Genomic DNA, 15,493 nt, shown 5'->3' on the forward strand with positions numbered 1-15,493 from the left:
GGGAACGGCCTTGTCACCAAATTATCTTCTGAAGCGGCTTTTGATGATCGTCTACACGCTCTTCATCGTGTCGCTCGTCGTCTTCGCGATCACCCAGGTCCTGCCGGCGGATGCCGCCGTGATGATGCTTGGGGAGAACGCCACCGACCAAGCGCTCGAGGCGCTGCGCCAGCAGATGGGGCTCAACGATCCCGTCTGGCTGCAATATCTGCATTGGCTGGGCGGTGTCCTGCATGGCGATTTCGGCCAGTCGCTGCGTACCGGCCAGCCTGTCGGCCCGGCCATGCTCCAGGCGCTTACCCGTTCGCTTCTCATCGCTGTCCTGTCCATCGCCTTGATGCTCGTGCTCGCCATCCCACTCGGTGTGCTTGCCGCGTGCCGCCGCGGCAAGCTCGCCGACATGATCGTCAGTCTCATCTCCTATACGGGCGTATCGCTGCCGGAATTCGTGACGGCGACGCTTGCGGTGCTCTTCCTCGCCGATTGGGCGAAGCTTTTGCCGCCGACCGGTTATGTGCCGCTGACCGAGAATTTTCCCGATGGCCTCGCCCACCTGGTACTGCCGGTCTGCGTGGTGTCGATCATCCTCATCGCGCATGTCTCCCGCATGGTGCGTTCCGAACTCGTCGACGTGCTGCATACCGACTACATCCGTGCGGCGCGGCTGAAAGGTCTTTCCACGTCAAGGGTGCTGTTCGGTCACGCCTTGCGCAACGCGCTCTTACCAACCATCACCGTCGTCGCGCTCGATGTCGGCTATCTCTTGGGCGGCATCATCGTCGTCGAAGAAATCTTCGCCCTTCCCGGCATTGGCAGGCAGTTGATCGTCGCGATCCAGACGCGCGATCTGCCGGCAATCCAGGCCGGCGTGCTGCTCATGGCGGCCACCTATTCCATCGTCAATTTCGTCGCCGACATTCTCTACGCATGGCTCGACAAGAGGATCCAGTATGATTGAGCTTCTCAAACGGCTGCTGCGCACGCCGCAGGGCGCCGTCGGCCTTGTCCTGGTCATCCTCGTCTTCATCGTCGTCGTCTTCGGTCCCCTTCTTGCCCCGCGCGATCCGGAAGCCATGTCGATACTTGCCCGCTACAAGGGACCGAGCGCGAATTTCCTCCTCGGCACGGACCAGTATGGCCGCGACATCCTGAGCCGCCTGCTGATCGGCGCGCGTTCTACCGTGACGATGGCAGTCTTCGCCACGCTTGCCGGCACCTTTGCCGGAGCCTTTATCGGCACGGTATCCGCCTTCCTGGGCGGGCGTGCCGACGAGATCATCATGCGCACCATCGATGCGATCATGGCGATCCCGAACCTCCTGTTCGCGCTTTTGATCGTCAATCTGCTCGGGTCCAGCAGCATCAATGCGCTGGTCGCGGTTGCCGTCGCCTTCGCGCCAGGCATGGCGCGCATTACCCGCAGCGTTGCGCTTGCCGTGCGCAAGCAGGACTATGTGAGCGCGGCGCTCGCCCGCGGCGAAAGCTCAAGCTACATCATCCTGCGCGAGATGCTGCCGAATGTCGTCGCCCCCATCGTGGTGGAAACGACGATCCGCGTTTCCTTCGCCGTCATGCTGTTTGCGACGCTGAGCTTCCTCGGTCTCGGCGCCCAGCCGCCCGCGACCGAATGGGGCCTGATGGTCTCGGAAGCGAGACAATATATGCACATCAGCGCCGGCATCCTGATCTGGCCGAGCCTTGCAATCGCCATCGTCGCCATCGGCTTCAATCTTCTTGGCGATGGTCTGCGCGACGCGCTCAACCCGCGCACCGGAGGCTGAGATGACGGAAACTGCGAACAACACAGTCCTTCAGGTCCGCAACTATTCGCTCGACTATCTGACGGCGGGCGGCACCTTCCATGCGCTGAAGAACATCAATCTCGAAGTCGGTGCCGGAGAAATTCTCGGCCTCGTTGGCGAGTCCGGTTCCGGCAAGACCTCGATGGCCTGGTCGATCATGCGCTATCTGCCGGCAAACGCCCGCGAGACCGGTGGCGAAATCCGGCTTCGCGGCGAAAATCTGACGGCAAAATCGCCGGCCGAGGTCAATCGCATAAGGGGCAAGCGGATCAGCATGGTGTTCCAGGACCCCGGCACCTCGCTCAACCCGACGCTTTCGCTCGGCACGCAGCTTACGGAAACGCTGAGGCGTCATCGCGGCCTGACCGCAAGGCAAGCGTGGAGCGAGGGCGAAGCAATGCTGGATCGCGTCGGCCTCAAAAGCCCGGCGGAAATGATGAAGCGCATGCCGCACGAAGCATCGGGCGGCGAAAAGCAGCGCGTGGTCATCGCCACTGCCTTCGCCTGCAATCCGGAATGCATCATCTTCGACGAACCGACGACGGCGCTCGATGTCATCACGTCCCGTCAGATCCTGGATCTCTTCCTCGACCTGCAGGCCGAAACGGGTGTCGCCTCGCTCTATATCTCGCATGACCTTGCCTTGCTGTCGCGCACTGCGAAGCGAGTTGCTGTCATCCGGCGCGGCGAAATCGTCGAACAGGGCGCCATCGATGCCATCTTCAACGCACCGCAACACGACTATACGCGCCAGCTGATCGCAGCGGTGCCTCGGCCGAGCGATCGCTTGACGCAGACGCGCCCGTCCTATCAGGACCAGCCGCTGATGACGGTCGAAAATGTCAGCGTGCATTACGGCCGCAAGCCGTTCCTGTCGGCACTGACTGGCCGGTCCTTCGAACGCTTCGCCGGCAATCGCGCCGTCAGTCTGAGCGTCCAGCCGGGAGAAATCCTTGGCATCGTCGGGGAATCCGGCTCCGGCAAATCGACGCTCGCCAAGGCGATGACCGGGCTCAATCCGTTCGAGGGCCAAATAACCTTTGCAGGGCGGACGATTGCGGGCCTTGCCGACATGGACGGGGCCTATCGCAAGAACGTCCAGATGATCTTCCAGCATCCGGACGCCTCGCTCAATCCGCGCCAGAAGATCCGGGAAATTCTGGCGCGGCCGCTCAAACTCTACGGCGAGGGTGACCGAAGCGCCATCGCGCAACGGATCGGCGACATGCTCGAACAGGTGCGCCTGCCACGCACCCATGCCGATCGCTATCCGCATCAGCTCTCCGGCGGCGAAAAACAGCGTGTTGCCATCGCCCGCGCCTTCGCATCGAGACCGAAGCTGGTGATCTGCGACGAGATCACCTCCGCGCTCGACGTTTCGGTGCAGGCCTCCATCATCGAGCTGCTCTTGGAGCTGCACCGCGAGCATTCCACCGCCTTCCTCTTCATCACCCACGATCTCAACCTCATTCGCCAGATCGCCCACCGCATCGCGGTGATGTATCGCGGCGATCTTCTTGAAATCATGCCGGCGGAAGAGATCACCAGCCTCGAACGCGCCGACTATACGCGCCGGCTGCTTGCGGCCGTGCCGACCCCGGCCGGCGCCCCACGTCAGAACCAGACTTCCAAGGAGCATTAAAATGGATCCGAAATCCCTCATCGGCAAAATCGATGAGAAGAGCTGCCTCGACTTCCTGTCGATGATGGTTCGCCACAAGAGCCACTCGCAGACAGAGGGTGAGCGGGAATTGGCGCGCGTCATGGCACGCGAGATGGAAGCGATCGGCGTCCAGGCGGAGCTGCAGCCTTTTGATGATGGACAGCGCTTCAACGCCATCGGGCGTCTGAAGGGCACCGGCGGCGGCAAAAGCCTGCTCTTCAACGGCCATCTCGACACCAACCCGGTCACCGAGGGCTGGACCGTCGATCCCTGGGGCGGCATCGTCGACGACAAATTCATCTATGGTATCGGCGTATCCAACATGAAGGCGGGGGATGCCGCCTATTTCTGCGCGGTCAAGACCTTGCTTGATACCGGCGTCAGGCTCAAGGGAGACGTGATCCTGACCTATGTCGTCGGTGAACTTCAAGGCGGTGTCGGCACGCTTGCCGCCATCCGCAACGGTGTCAAAGCCGACTATTTCATCAACAGCGAGCCAAGCGATCTTGCCGCGGTGACCATGCACGCCGCCGCGCTGAGCTTCGTGATCGAGCTTACCGGCGACACGCGGCATCTCTCCAAACGCGAGCAATCGGTCGACGCCATCGCCGCTGCCTGCGATCTCATACCGCGTATCAATGCCATGACCTTCAGCGAGGCCAGAAGCGACGTGCATCGCTCGATCAATCGCGGCCATGTCGGCGTCGTCCATGGTGCGCTCGGGCGTGAGCTGGAGGAATGGCGGCCACCGCAGGTTTCTGACTTTGTCCGCATCCGAGGTTCGGCCCGCTATGCGCCCGGCCAAACACAGGAAGGCGTCCTTGCCGATCTCGCCGCGGAATTGACCAAACTCGAAAAGCGCTTCCCCGGGCTGAAGGCCAAGCTGGTGCCCGAGATGATCGAGGGTCGTCCTCTGATGCCACCGTTCGAAGTCTCGCCGACGTCACGCATCGTAACCGCGATCAACGCCGCCTATGAGGCTGTCCGCGGCGAAAAGCAGCCGACGGGCGCAATCACGCCCACGCGCTTTTACGGAACGGATGCCGGCCATCTCTATCATGAACTCGGCATGGAAGGCATCGTCTGTGGGCCGGGTGGCCGGTACAACACGATGCCGGACGAACGCGTCGACATCGTCGACTATCTCGACATGATCCGTGTCTACATGCTCGCCATCCTCGACATTTGCGAGGTTGCCTGAGACCGCATGTTTCCTCGTTGCGAATATGATTGGCGTATCGCCAAGGCACACGCCGAGATGGACGCCGCCGCCGTCGATCTGCTGCTGATCGACAGCGGCGAGCTCCTTGCGTGGCTTACTGGCTACACAGTCTCGCAGACCATGTATCGTGCCGCTTTTCTGCCGCGACACGGCGCACCCTGGTTCGTCCTGCGCGAGCTCGACGAAGTTCCATGCCGGGAAAAGACCTGGATTTGCGACATCATCGGCTTTGCCGACACCACCAATCCGCACAAGGCCATCGCGGACAGCATCCGCGATCGAGGCTTCACCAATGCCCGTATCGGTGCCGATTTCGGCTCGTACGGCTTCAGTGCCGATACGGCCTCCAGGCTTCGCGCGCACCTGCCCGAGGCGCAATTCGTTGCACTTCCCGGTATTAGCGACAGTCTGCGATGGGTCAAATCGGCCCGCGAGATCGCCGTTCTGACGCAGGCATCCGGCATCGCCGACAAGGCGATGCTGGCAATGGCGCAGAGTGCCCGCGCCGGCTCGTCGACCCGTACGGCCGCCGCAACTGCGGCTGCAACCTTCCTGCTTGAAGGTGCTGATAGCGGCGAGACCGGTCCGATCGTCAAGGCCAGCGGCGACCACCAATTCCTGCATGGCTCCTTCAAGAGCGAATTGCTCGACGCAGGCGATATCCTGCATGTGGAACTTATTCCACGTGTGGGCGGTTATGGCGCCCGCCTCATGCGGCCGATCGTCATCGGCAGGGCGTCGGCACGCCTTCAGGATATCGCCTCGCGCATCACCGCATTGCAGGACCGGCAAATCGAAGCCATGAAGCCGGGCGTCTGCGCTTGCGAGGTAGATGCCATCGTTCGCCAGGGTCTTATCTCGTCTGGTTTGAGGCAGCGCTACGACAACGTGACGGCCTATACGCTTGGTCTTTATACCCGCACGCCGCGCACCAGCGATTTCTCCCGGGTTTTTCTGCCGAATGCGACATGGCCGCTAGAAGACGGCATGGTTTTCCATGTGTATGCGACAGCCGCCAGCCTTGGATTCAGCGAAACGGTGGTGGTGACTGCGCAGGGCGGAAGGCGACTGACGACGACCGGGCGGCGGCTTTTCGTGTCCGGGACTTAACGGGTTCGAACACCCAAGACTAGTGACTTTCTAAAGTTGCCTTCGTTCGAGCAGGCAATTTCAGTGGCCAATTGGTTGTGACGAGATCGGGGCCGCCGACCTTTCCCAACCAGTTCTCGCTGCTGAATTCAAAGGACGGGTTGGGCGATCCGACGCGAGGCTCGAGCAAGCGTTATTGGCCGCCAGCGCTGGCAAAAATGGCGCTGACGCCGCTCACAATTTCAACATGCAAATAGGCGGCCTGCGCAGCAGCCGTCCCGTCAGCCCGCATGATGGCCGTCACGATCTCTTCATGCTCGGCATATGATTTCGTCAACCGGCCAGGTAGCCGGAACTGCGCTCGACGGAAAGGCGCAAGCCGCGCGCGGCTCTGAGTCACCAGCTCAAAAATATGCTCATTGTGCGCACCTCGATAAAGCCGTGTATGAAATTCGACATTATAGGCGGCATAATCCTCTTCGGCCCCCTGGTGAACAAGCCGGGCTGAAGCCCGATGCTCGATTTCCAGCAGACGCCGCTCGTCCACGGTCATGCGCTCCGCCGAAAGCCGCGCGCACATCGCCTCAAGCTCCGCCATCGCCTCGAACATCGAATGGAGATAGTCTTCGGTGACGTTGGTCACCACCGCGCTGCGGTTCGGCTCGCGACCGACAAGACCCATCGCTCCAAGTTCGCGCAGCGCCTCGCGTACGGGTGTGCGCGATACCTCGAAGCGCGTCGCCAGCGAGATTTCGTCAAGCTTCTCACCCGGCAGCATTTGCCCTGTGACGATCATGTCGGCGATCGCCCGGACCATCTGTTCGACGGTCTTTCCTGCCCGAACGACCCTTTTGCGCCCGACTTGTCCCAACACTGATTCTGCCTTTTCACGTTCTGCATACACATGCATTTGCCGCGGATGAAAGTCAAACATTCCGTCAAACCGTTGATTTCTCGGAAATAAAACTCTTCCCCGCCGAGGGATTATGACGGAGGCCCCGCATATCCGGTTGGGCGCGATGATCCATTTATAGGCTTCGCATATATTTTAATCACTTCAGGACTTAAAGTGTATGCACTTTTCACAAGAGCTTTGGCCTGAATTGAATATAATTACGCAAAATCCATAGCTTACAGTCTGGCATGCGCATTGCATGCAGTTTGATGCACCCACACTAACCGGCCCCTCGCCGCAAGGAGCATCGTGATGACCAAACTCCTTTCCATGAACCGCCGCAATTTCCTTCAGACATCCGCCGCCGGCGCGCTTGCCGGCCTTGCGCCCGGGCTTGTGGCAAATCGCGCCTTCGCGCAGGCGGCATTGACCGTCGGCTTCATCTATGTCGGCCCCAAGGATGATTACGGCTATAACCAGGCGCACGCGGAAGGTGCTGCCGCCCTCAAGGCGATGGCGGGCGTCACCGTTGTCGAGGAAGAAAATGTTCCAGAGACGGTCGACGTGCAAAAGACCATGGAATCGATGATCAATCTTGACGGCGCCAAGCTCATTTTCCCGACCTCCTTCGGCTATTTCGATCCGCATATGCTGGCCATGGCCGCGAAATATCCCGACATTCAATTTCGCCATTGCGGCGGGCTCTGGCAGAAGGACAAGCACCCGACGAACACGGGTTCCTACTTCGGCTACATCTTTCAGGGCCAGTATCTGAATGGCATCACGGCGGCCTACGCGACGAAAAGCAAGAAGATCGGTTTCGTCGCGGCAAAGCCGATCCCACAAGTTCTTCAGAACATCAATGCCTTCCTGCTCGGCGCCCGCTCTGTGGATCCGGCCATCACCTGTCAAGTGATCTTCACCGGCGAGTGGTCGCTTGCGGTCAAGGAGGCGGAGGCAACCAACGCGCTCGTCGACCAGGGCGCCGACGTCATCACCTGCCATGTCGACAGCCCCAAGGTCGTCGTGCAAACGGCGGCGGGCCGCGGTGCCTTCGTCTGCGGCTACCACGCCAACCAGAGCCCACTTGCAGCCGAAAAATACCTGACCGGTGCCGAATGGGCCTGGGGCAATGTCTACGGCACCTTCATCAAGAAGGCGCAAGCCGGCCAGGCCCTGCCGAATTTCGTTCGCGGCGGCCTGAAGGATGGCTTCGTCAAGATGAGCGCGCTTGGCCCGGGTGTTTCCGACGCGGCCCGCAAGGCGTTCGAGGCGACGAAGGCAGAGATGATGGCCGGCGGCTTCTCCGTCTTCAAGGGGCCGCTGAAGGACAACAAGGGCAAGCAGGTCATCGATAGTGGCAAGGCCTATACCGAAGACGCGATCGAACTGGAAAGCATGGATTATCTGGTCGAAGGCGTGGTCGGGTCCACGGCCTGATCCCAAAGGGAGGGAAGCGTCATGACGGTCAAGGTCGATGATCCGGCAATCTCTCTTTCCGCCACCAGGAGGCGGACGTCGCTGCGCCCTCTCCTGGGATGGCTGGCGCGGCGGGCCGAACCTGTCGCCATCACGCTTGGCGGCATTTTCGCCGGCCTGGCGCTTTTCTCCCTCTTCCTGCTCGCGCTCGGCAAGTCGCCGCTCGTGCTCTATCAGCTGATGTATACTGGCGGCTTCGGCAGCTGGTTTTCCATCCAGAACAGCCTGAGCCGCGCCGCGCCGCTGCTTCTGACCGCGCTTTGCGTCGCGTTGCCGGCCCGCCTCGGGCTGGTCATCATCGGCGGCGAAGGCGCGGTCGTTCTCGGTGGCGTGGCAGCGGCTGCGATCGCCCTGCCGCTCGTCGGCACGGCGCCGGTTCTCATCGTTTTGGTCCTCATGGCCGTTGCCGGCTTTGTCGTCGGCGGTATCTGGATCAGTCTTGCGGGTCTGCTGCGCCATTATCGCGGCGTCAACGAGACCATTTCCTCGCTTTTGCTCGCCTATATCGCCATCGCCTTGATGAACCAGTTCGTCGAAGGGCTGCTGCGCGATCCTGCCAGCCTGAACAAGCCTTCGACCAGGCCGCTTCCCGCGGGCTATATGCTTGGCAACATTCCCGGCATGGAGGTGCATTGGGGATTGGTGATCGGAATTGTTGCTTGCATCCTCTCATGGGTACTGATCGAGATGACAAGCTTCGGCTTTGCAGCGCGCATTGCCGGCGGCAATGTACGCGCCGCGCAGATCCAGGGCCTGCCGGTCGGCAAGCTGATTGGCGGGCTGACCGCAATCGCCGGCGGTTTCGCGGGTCTTGCAGGCATGGTAGAGGTCGCCGCCGTCCAGGGCAGTGCCAACGCTTCGCTCGCCGCCGGGTACGGCTATACCGGCATCCTCGTCGCCTTCTTGGCGCGCCACAATCCGCTGGCAATCATTCCGGTCGCCTTCTTTCTCGGCGGCATCGCCGCCGCTGGCGGCCTGATCCAGCGGCGGATGGGCCTGCCCGATGCGACCGTCCTCGTTCTGCAGGGCACCCTCTTCATCGTCATCCTGTTTTGCGAGACCTTCTACGGCCGGTTCAGGATTTTCAATCCCGATCTCTGGGACACCAGGGACTTCAAAATGGGAGAAGCATGATGGGCGACGCAGCCATCGGCATCTGGGGCGTGCCCCTTGCTATCCTCGCCGGCGCGATTAGAGTTTCGACGCCCTTCATTTTCGTCAGCCTCGGCGAGACCATCACCGAGCGCTCTGGTCGCATCAACCTCGGCCTCGAAGGCACGCTGGTGTTCGCCGCCATGACCGCCTATGCCATCGATGTCATGACCGGTTCGCCGTGGCTTGGTGTTCTCGCCGCCATGGCAACGGGTGCCATTTTCGGCGCCGTGCACGGCTGGATCTGCAAATGGCCGAAGGTCAATGACATCGCGATCGGCATCGCCATGATGCAATTCGGGCTTGGTCTTGCCTTCTTCCTCGGCAAGCCCTTCATCCAGCCGGCCGCACCGCACCTGCCCTCCATCCCCTTCGGCGTCTGGTCCACATCAGCGCCGGTGCGCGCGGCGCTCGATATCAACTCGCTCTTCCTGATCGGTATTGCGCTTGCGATCCTACTCTGGTGGGCGTTGCGCAATACCAGGATCGGCCTCATCCTGCGCGTCATCGGCGACAGCACCGATGCGGCGCGTGCCATGGGCATTCATCCCGATCGCATACGCCTGATCGCCACGATTGTCGGTGGATCACTGGCAGCCGTCGGCGGCGCCTACCTGTCACTCTATTATCCCGGCTCGTGGAACGAACGCATCTCGTCCGGCCAGGGCCTCATGGCGGTTGCCCTCGTCATCTTCGCGCGCTGGAACCCGATCGGCTGCTTCCTCGCTGCCCTGCTCTTCGGCGGCGCGGGCGCGCTTGGTCCCGCCCTGCAATCGGTCGGCGTGAGCGAAGGTTATTATCTCTTCTACGCCGCACCCTACGTGCTGACGCTCGTCATCCTGATTGCCACATCCTCACCAACTCGCTCGCTCGCGGGTGCTCCCGGGGCATTGTCTTTGACCAAATAGGAGATCTGCCATGAACAGCCTTCCGAAAGCGGAACTGGCCGGCCAGACGCTGAGCCACATCGATGCCGATCCCTATCCCTGGCCCTATAACGGCGATCTGCGGCCAGACAATACGGCGCTCATCATCATCGACATGCAGACGGATTTCTGCGGCAAAGGCGGCTATGTCGATCACATGGGCTACGACCTGTCGCTGGTCCAGGCGCCGATCGAGCCGATCAAGGCCGTCCTGTCTGCCATGCGAGCCAAGGGCTATCACATCATTCACACGCGGGAGGGCCATCGGCCTGACCTCGCCGACCTGCCGGCCAACAAGCGCTGGCGCTCGCAGCGCATCGGCGCCGGCATTGGCGACAGCGGACCATGCGGCCGTATCCTCGTGCGTGGAGAGCCCGGCTGGGATATCATTCCCGAACTCTATCCGATCGAAGGCGAGGCAATCATCGACAAACCGGGCAAGGGCTCCTTCTGCGCGACCGATCTCGAACTGATCCTCAACCAAAAGCGCATCGAAAACATTATCCTGACCGGGATCACGACCGACGTCTGCGTCTCGAGCACCATGCGTGAGGCGAACGACCGCGGCTTCGAATGTCTGCTGCTTGAGGATTGCTGCGGCGCGACCGATTACGGCAATCATCTCGCCGCCATCAAGATGGTGAAAATGCAGGGCGGCGTCTTCGGCTCAGTCTCCAATTCCAAGGCGCTGATCGAGGCGCTGCCATGAATACCATCCGTGACACCCCCCTTCCGCAAACGGGCAGGGCCGTCGGCATCGACACGCTCGCCATGACGATGCGCTTCGGCAGCTTTACCGCCCTCGACAATGTTTCCGTTAGCATTCCGGCGGGCAGCTTCCATGCGCTGCTCGGCGAGAACGGCGCCGGCAAATCGACTCTCGTCAAATGCATCATGGGCTTCTACCACGCGACCTCCGGTTCGCTTTCCGTCGATGGCCGGGAAGTGGCGATCGCCTCGCCGAAAGACGCCGCGACCTATGGTCTTGGCATGGTCTACCAGCATTTCACGCTGGTGCCGTCACTGACGGGCGCCGAAAACCTCGTCATCAGCCGGGCTGAAGTGCCCGCTGTCATCAACTGGGCTAGGGAGCACCGAGATCTCACCGCCTTCATGGAGCGCATGCCCTTCAAGATCCCGCTCGACCGTCCGGTCAGCGAGCTTGCCGCCGGCGAAAAGCAGAAGCTGGAAATCGTCAAGCAGCTCTATCTCGGCCGCTCCTTTCTCGTACTCGACGAGCCGACATCGGTGCTGACGCCGGCCGAGGCCGATGAGATGCTCGGCCTCGTGCGCGAAATGACTAAGCGCGGCGAACTCACCGTGCTGATGATCAGCCACAAGTTCCATGAGGTGACGAAATTCGCCGACGCGGTCTCGATCCTGCGACGTGGCAAGCTGGTGGGCAGCGGCAAGGTCGGCGAGCTATCGACCTCGGATATGGCGGCGATGATGATCGGCGACGTCAAGCTCGCTGAGCTCGACACGCGCGTCCCCGTCGCGGATACGACAAAAGCGGTCCTTCATGTCGAGCAGGTAAAGGCGCCGGATCGTTCCGGGCTAAAGACCATCGAGATCGAAAGGCTGACCGTGCGCTCCGGCGAGATTGTGGGCATCGCCGGCATTTCCGGCAATGGCCAGAAGGAACTGACGGAAATCCTTGCCGGCCAGCGCCCGGCGGATACCGGGAGGGTCATGGTCAATGGCGAGGTCTACGGCGCGACCAGGCCGCAGACACGCCGGAACAATGTCCGCTTCATTCCCGAGGAGCCTTTGCAGAATGCTTGCGCGCCGAACATGACGGTCAGCGAAAACCTCGCCTTCCGCACCTTCGATGTCAAATCGGACGGCAAGGATGCGATCTGGCTGAACTCGACGAAGATGAAGAGGCGCGCCGCCGAATTGATCGCCGATTTCAAGGTGAAGACCGTCTCCTCTTCGTCACCGATCGCGGCGCTTTCAGGCGGAAACGTCCAGCGCGCCGTGCTCGCACGCGAGCTGACAGGCAAAGTCGATCTTCTGATCGTCTCAAACCCCTGCTTCGGCCTCGACTTCTCCGCCGTCGCCGAGATCCGCGCCCGTATCATGCGCGCCCGCAATGCCGGCGCCGCCGTGCTGCTGCTCTCGGAGGATCTCGACGAACTGCTCGAGATGTCCGACCGTATCATCGTGATTTCGCAAGGCAAGCTCGTCTACGAAACACCGGCACTTTCCGCCGATATCGGCGTGATTGGCGCTCACATGGCGGGGCATCATTGATGATCGATATCAACGCAGAACCCTTCGCCTTTACCGCGAAGATCGATCACATCGCCTTGATCGTGATCGACATGCAGCGTGACTTCGCCGAGCCTGGCGGCTTCGGCGAAAGCCTCGGCAACGATGTCAGCCGCATCACGAAAATCGTGCCCGACGTGAAGCGGCTGATCGAAGGCTTCCGCAAGGCCGGCCTGCCGGTCATCCACACGATGGAATGCCATCGGCCCGATCTTTCCGACCTGCCACCCGCCAAGCGGGACCGCGGCAATCCTTCGCTGCGCATCGGCGACGAAGGCCCGATGGGCCGCATCTTGATAGCCGGCGAATCTGGAACGGCGATCCTGCCGGAGCTTGCGCCCATTAACGACGAGGTGGTGATCGAGAAGCCTGGCAAGGGAGCGTTCTATGCCACCGATCTTGGCGAGATACTGCAAAAGCGCGGTATAACTCAACTCGTCTTCGCGGGCGTCACGACGGAAGTCTGCGTCCAGACGACCATGCGCGAGGCCAATGATCGCGGCTACGAATGCCTGCTGGCCGAGGAGGCGACCGAGAGCTACTTCCCCGAATTCAAGACAGCCGCCATCGCCATGATCCGCGCCCAGGGCGCGATCGTCGGCTGGACGGCGCATGTGGACGACATATTGGAGGCGATAAATGCCTGAAACGACCCGCGAACTCTTGACGTCAGGCGGCTGGAAGGACCTTGAATTCGGCCCCTTTCGAACGGACGTGACGATCCACTGGGTACGCCCCTTCGAAGGCGACCAGCCGGGCGTGGCGCTGCTGAAATACGAGGCCGGAGCCTCGGTGCCGCGCCATCGCCACGAGGGGCTCGAAACCATCCTGGTGCTCGAAGGCACCCAATCCGACGAGGCTGGCGATTACGGCAGGGGCAGCTATGTGGTGAATGCTGCCGGCACAGAACATTCGGTGTGGAGCGACACCGGCTGCGTCGTGCTCATCCAGTGGGACCGGCCCGTCAAAATACTTGAAGGGGAAACAGCATGAAAGCGGAACCAGCTTTCGATATCGCCTCCCTGCACGCAGCCTACCGCAACGGTCTGACGGCCGCCGATATGATCGACACGGTGTTTGCGCGCATTGCCGAGGTGAACGATCCCGGCATCTTCATCCATCTTGCCGGCATCAGCGATCTGCGGGTTGAGGCTGAAGCACTGGGCGTCTTCGACCCCGCGGCCAAACCGCTTTGGGGCATTCCCTTTGCAGTCAAGGACAATATCGACGTCGCTGGCATGCCGACCACAGCCGCCTGCCCCGACTACAGCTACGTGCCAAAAGTCGACGCGACCGTTGTCCGGTTGTTGAAGGCGGCCGGTGCGCTCGTCATCGGCAAGACCAATCTCGACCAGTTCGCGACCGGCCTTGTCGGCGTGCGCTCGCCCTACCCGATCCCGCGCAATGCGATCGATCCGGATCTGGTGCCTGGCGGCTCCTCCTCCGGCTCGGCGGTTGCGACCGCGCAGGGCATCGTCAGCTTCGCGCTTGGCACGGATACGGCTGGATCCGGGCGCATCCCGGCCGGGCTCAACAATATCGTTGGGCTGAAGCCGTCATTAGGTGCAATTTCGACCACGGGTGTCATACCTGCTTGCCGTACGCTCGATTGCGTCTCGATCTTCGCGCTCACGGTTGATGATGCCTGGAAAGTCTTTTCCATCGCCTCCCAGCCGGACCCAAGCGACGACTATTCGCGAACGATCCCAGCTATTGGCTTCGGCGCGACCACACCGATCTTGACGATCGGCGTACCCGCCAAGGGCGATCTCCGCTTCTTCGGCGACGACGCGATGCGGGCGTCTTACGAGGCCGCACTTGCCATTCTTTTAGACCTTGGCCACCGCCTGGTGGAAATACCCTTCGGCGATTTCTACAAGACGGCGGATCTGCTCTATGAAGGCGCATGGGTCGCGGAGCGCTACGCGGCCGTGAAAGAGTTTTTCGACAACAGGGAGGCCAGCTTTTATCCCGTCACACGCAAGATCTATGGCGCTGCGAAGACGCTTTCGGCGGCCGATGCCTTCAACGGCTTCTATGCCCTGCAGGCGCTGAAGCGGAAGCTTGCGCCTGTCATCGCCTCCGTCGATCTCTTCTGCGTGCCCACCGCGCCGCGCCATTATACCCGCGTGGAGCTGGAAGCCGAACCGATCCGCGAGAATTCGCGGCTTGGCACCTACACGAATTTCGTCAACTTGCTCGACATGTGCGGCATTGCCGTGCCGACGGGAGCCCGCAGCGACGGATTGCCAGCCAGCGTCACCTTGCTCGCGGCGGCCGCGCGCGACGGACTGACCGCATCGCTTGCCCGCGACATCCACCGCGCAAGCGGCCTGACGCTCGGCGCCACAGGCCACGCTCTGCCAGCCTCGACCGCACCCGCCACGGTGGAGGTCAGCGGCATGATCAATATCGTCGTCGTCGGCGCGCATCTGTCGGGCATGCCATTGAACGGCCAATTGCTCGACCTTAACGGCCGGCTGCTGCGCGAAACGCAAACATCTGATTGCTATCGGCTCTATGCGCTAAAGGATCAGATCCCGCCAAAGCCTGGCCTCATTCGCGTTGCGGCTCGTTCCGGCAGCTCGATCGATGTCGAAGTCTGGCAACTAACTCCGTCCGCCTTCGGTCAATTCGTCGCGGCCATACCAGCGCCGCTTGGTATCGGCACCGTCGTGCTGGCGGACGGCACCTCGGCCAAGGGATTTCTCGTCGAACCGGCAGCACTCTTTGAAGCGCTGGAGATCACGCATTATGGTGGATGGCGCAACTACATTGCCATGACGACAAAACGGCAGCCGGAATGATGGAGCGAGGTCATCTCGCCAGGCCATCGACAGATCGTCAAGGGTTGGATCGCCAACTGAGTAATTCAGGTCACAGCTGCATGGGCAGATGTGACGGGGAGATCTGCCGAGCGCTGCGGCCTGAGCGCGCCGCCAATCTAACGTTCGGTGACTAAGGTCGTGATATTCTTATGATGAGCGCGGC

General features: G+C 61.5%; 14 protein-coding genes. 13 read left to right on the forward strand and 1 reads right to left on the reverse strand.

What is annotated here, in order from left to right:
• Positions 1–10: 10 nt before the first annotated feature.
• From Q4Q11_RS06750 to Q4Q11_RS06770, 5 genes are read left to right on the forward strand one after another with little or no spacing between them, the layout of a single operon-like run.
• Positions 11–958 (forward strand): ABC transporter permease, encoded by a 948-nt coding sequence (locus tag Q4Q11_RS06750; RefSeq protein WP_498569011.1) that lies wholly within the window; start codon positions 11–13, stop codon positions 956–958.
• Complete coding sequence (locus Q4Q11_RS06755) at positions 951–1,781, forward strand: ABC transporter permease (protein WP_498569012.1); 831 nt, start codon at positions 951–953, stop codon at positions 1,779–1,781. The genes Q4Q11_RS06750 and Q4Q11_RS06755 overlap by 8 nt, the downstream gene beginning before the upstream one ends.
• 1 nt (position 1,782) lies before the next feature.
• The gene (locus tag Q4Q11_RS06760) at positions 1,783–3,444 is read left to right on the forward strand and encodes a dipeptide ABC transporter ATP-binding protein (RefSeq protein WP_498569013.1); all 1,662 of its coding nucleotides are present in this window, start codon (positions 1,783–1,785) and stop codon (positions 3,442–3,444) included.
• Between the two features lies 1 nt (position 3,445).
• The gene (locus tag Q4Q11_RS06765; protein ID WP_498569014.1) at positions 3,446–4,666 is read left to right on the forward strand and encodes a M20 family metallopeptidase; all 1,221 of its coding nucleotides are present in this window, start codon (positions 3,446–3,448) and stop codon (positions 4,664–4,666) included.
• A gap of 6 nt (positions 4,667–4,672) precedes the next feature.
• Complete coding sequence (locus tag Q4Q11_RS06770; RefSeq protein ID WP_498569015.1) at positions 4,673–5,797, forward strand: M24 family metallopeptidase; 1,125 nt, start codon at positions 4,673–4,675, stop codon at positions 5,795–5,797.
• Positions 5,798–5,969: 172 nt separating this feature from the next.
• Here Q4Q11_RS06770 and Q4Q11_RS06775 read toward each other — a convergent pair whose 3' ends face one another.
• Positions 5,970–6,593, reverse strand: a complete 624-nt coding sequence (locus Q4Q11_RS06775) for a GntR family transcriptional regulator (RefSeq protein ID WP_498569037.1) — start codon at positions 6,591–6,593, stop codon at positions 5,970–5,972.
• Between the two features lie 390 nt (positions 6,594–6,983).
• On the opposite strand from Q4Q11_RS06775, the gene Q4Q11_RS06780 reads away from it, so the two are divergent.
• Genes Q4Q11_RS06780 through atzF form a run of 8 tightly spaced genes read left to right on the forward strand, consistent with a single transcriptional unit; the run spans position 6,984 to position 15,309 of the window.
• Positions 6,984–8,111 (forward strand): BMP family ABC transporter substrate-binding protein, encoded by a 1,128-nt coding sequence (locus Q4Q11_RS06780; protein ID WP_498569016.1) that lies wholly within the window; start codon positions 6,984–6,986, stop codon positions 8,109–8,111.
• A gap of 21 nt (positions 8,112–8,132) precedes the next feature.
• Entirely contained in the window at positions 8,133–9,284 is a 1,152-nt protein-coding gene (locus tag Q4Q11_RS06785; RefSeq protein WP_498569017.1) for an ABC transporter permease, read from the forward strand.
• A complete protein-coding gene (locus Q4Q11_RS06790) occupies positions 9,284–10,210 on the forward strand; it encodes an ABC transporter permease (RefSeq protein WP_498569018.1) in 927 nt (308 codons plus the stop codon). Before Q4Q11_RS06785 ends, Q4Q11_RS06790 begins: the two co-directional genes overlap by 1 nt.
• A gap of 10 nt (positions 10,211–10,220) precedes the next feature.
• Positions 10,221–10,937, forward strand: a complete 717-nt coding sequence (biuH, locus tag Q4Q11_RS06795; RefSeq protein ID WP_498569019.1) for a biuret amidohydrolase — start codon at positions 10,221–10,223, stop codon at positions 10,935–10,937.
• On the forward strand, positions 10,934–12,484 hold the full coding sequence (locus tag Q4Q11_RS06800; protein ID WP_498569020.1) for an ABC transporter ATP-binding protein: 1,551 nt from the start codon (positions 10,934–10,936) through the stop codon (positions 12,482–12,484). The genes biuH and Q4Q11_RS06800 overlap by 4 nt, the downstream gene beginning before the upstream one ends.
• The gene (locus Q4Q11_RS06805) at positions 12,484–13,149 is read left to right on the forward strand and encodes a cysteine hydrolase family protein (RefSeq protein WP_498569021.1); all 666 of its coding nucleotides are present in this window, start codon (positions 12,484–12,486) and stop codon (positions 13,147–13,149) included. Before Q4Q11_RS06800 ends, Q4Q11_RS06805 begins: the two co-directional genes overlap by 1 nt.
• Positions 13,142–13,495: a cupin domain-containing protein gene (locus Q4Q11_RS06810; protein WP_112511672.1), complete on the forward strand. Its 354-nt coding sequence runs from the start codon at positions 13,142–13,144 to the stop codon at positions 13,493–13,495. Before Q4Q11_RS06805 ends, Q4Q11_RS06810 begins: the two co-directional genes overlap by 8 nt.
• Positions 13,492–15,309, forward strand: a complete 1,818-nt coding sequence (atzF, locus tag Q4Q11_RS06815) for an allophanate hydrolase (protein WP_498569022.1) — start codon at positions 13,492–13,494, stop codon at positions 15,307–15,309. Before Q4Q11_RS06810 ends, atzF begins: the two co-directional genes overlap by 4 nt.
• The last annotated feature ends 184 nt before the right edge of the window (positions 15,310–15,493 follow it).

The organism is Rhizobium sp. UFLA01-1127, assembly GCF_059803845.1.

What these genes read in the sequence shown, in the direction of transcription:
- Q4Q11_RS06755 (WP_498569012.1), top strand. Translation starts at nt 951, where the DNA reads ATGATTGAGCTTCTCAAACGGCTGCTGCGCACGCCGCAGGGCGCCGTC.
- Q4Q11_RS06760 (WP_498569013.1), top strand. Translation starts at nt 1,783, where the DNA reads ATGACGGAAACTGCGAACAACACAGTCCTTCAGGTCCGCAACTATTCG.
- Q4Q11_RS06765 (WP_498569014.1), top strand. Translation starts at nt 3,446, where the DNA reads ATGGATCCGAAATCCCTCATCGGCAAAATCGATGAGAAGAGCTGCCTC.
- Q4Q11_RS06770 (WP_498569015.1), top strand. Translation starts at nt 4,673, where the DNA reads ATGTTTCCTCGTTGCGAATATGATTGGCGTATCGCCAAGGCACACGCC.
- Q4Q11_RS06775 (WP_498569037.1), bottom strand. Translation starts at nt 6,593, where the DNA reads ATGGTCCGGGCGATCGCCGACATGATCGTCACAGGGCAAATGCTGCCG.
- Q4Q11_RS06780 (WP_498569016.1), top strand. Translation starts at nt 6,984, where the DNA reads ATGACCAAACTCCTTTCCATGAACCGCCGCAATTTCCTTCAGACATCC.
- Q4Q11_RS06785 (WP_498569017.1), top strand. Translation starts at nt 8,133, where the DNA reads ATGACGGTCAAGGTCGATGATCCGGCAATCTCTCTTTCCGCCACCAGG.
- Q4Q11_RS06790 (WP_498569018.1), top strand. Translation starts at nt 9,284, where the DNA reads ATGGGCGACGCAGCCATCGGCATCTGGGGCGTGCCCCTTGCTATCCTC.
- biuH (WP_498569019.1), top strand. Translation starts at nt 10,221, where the DNA reads ATGAACAGCCTTCCGAAAGCGGAACTGGCCGGCCAGACGCTGAGCCAC.
- Q4Q11_RS06800 (WP_498569020.1), top strand. Translation starts at nt 10,934, where the DNA reads ATGAATACCATCCGTGACACCCCCCTTCCGCAAACGGGCAGGGCCGTC.
- Q4Q11_RS06805 (WP_498569021.1), top strand. Translation starts at nt 12,484, where the DNA reads ATGATCGATATCAACGCAGAACCCTTCGCCTTTACCGCGAAGATCGAT.
- Q4Q11_RS06810 (WP_112511672.1), top strand. Translation starts at nt 13,142, where the DNA reads ATGCCTGAAACGACCCGCGAACTCTTGACGTCAGGCGGCTGGAAGGAC.
- atzF (WP_498569022.1), top strand. Translation starts at nt 13,492, where the DNA reads ATGAAAGCGGAACCAGCTTTCGATATCGCCTCCCTGCACGCAGCCTAC.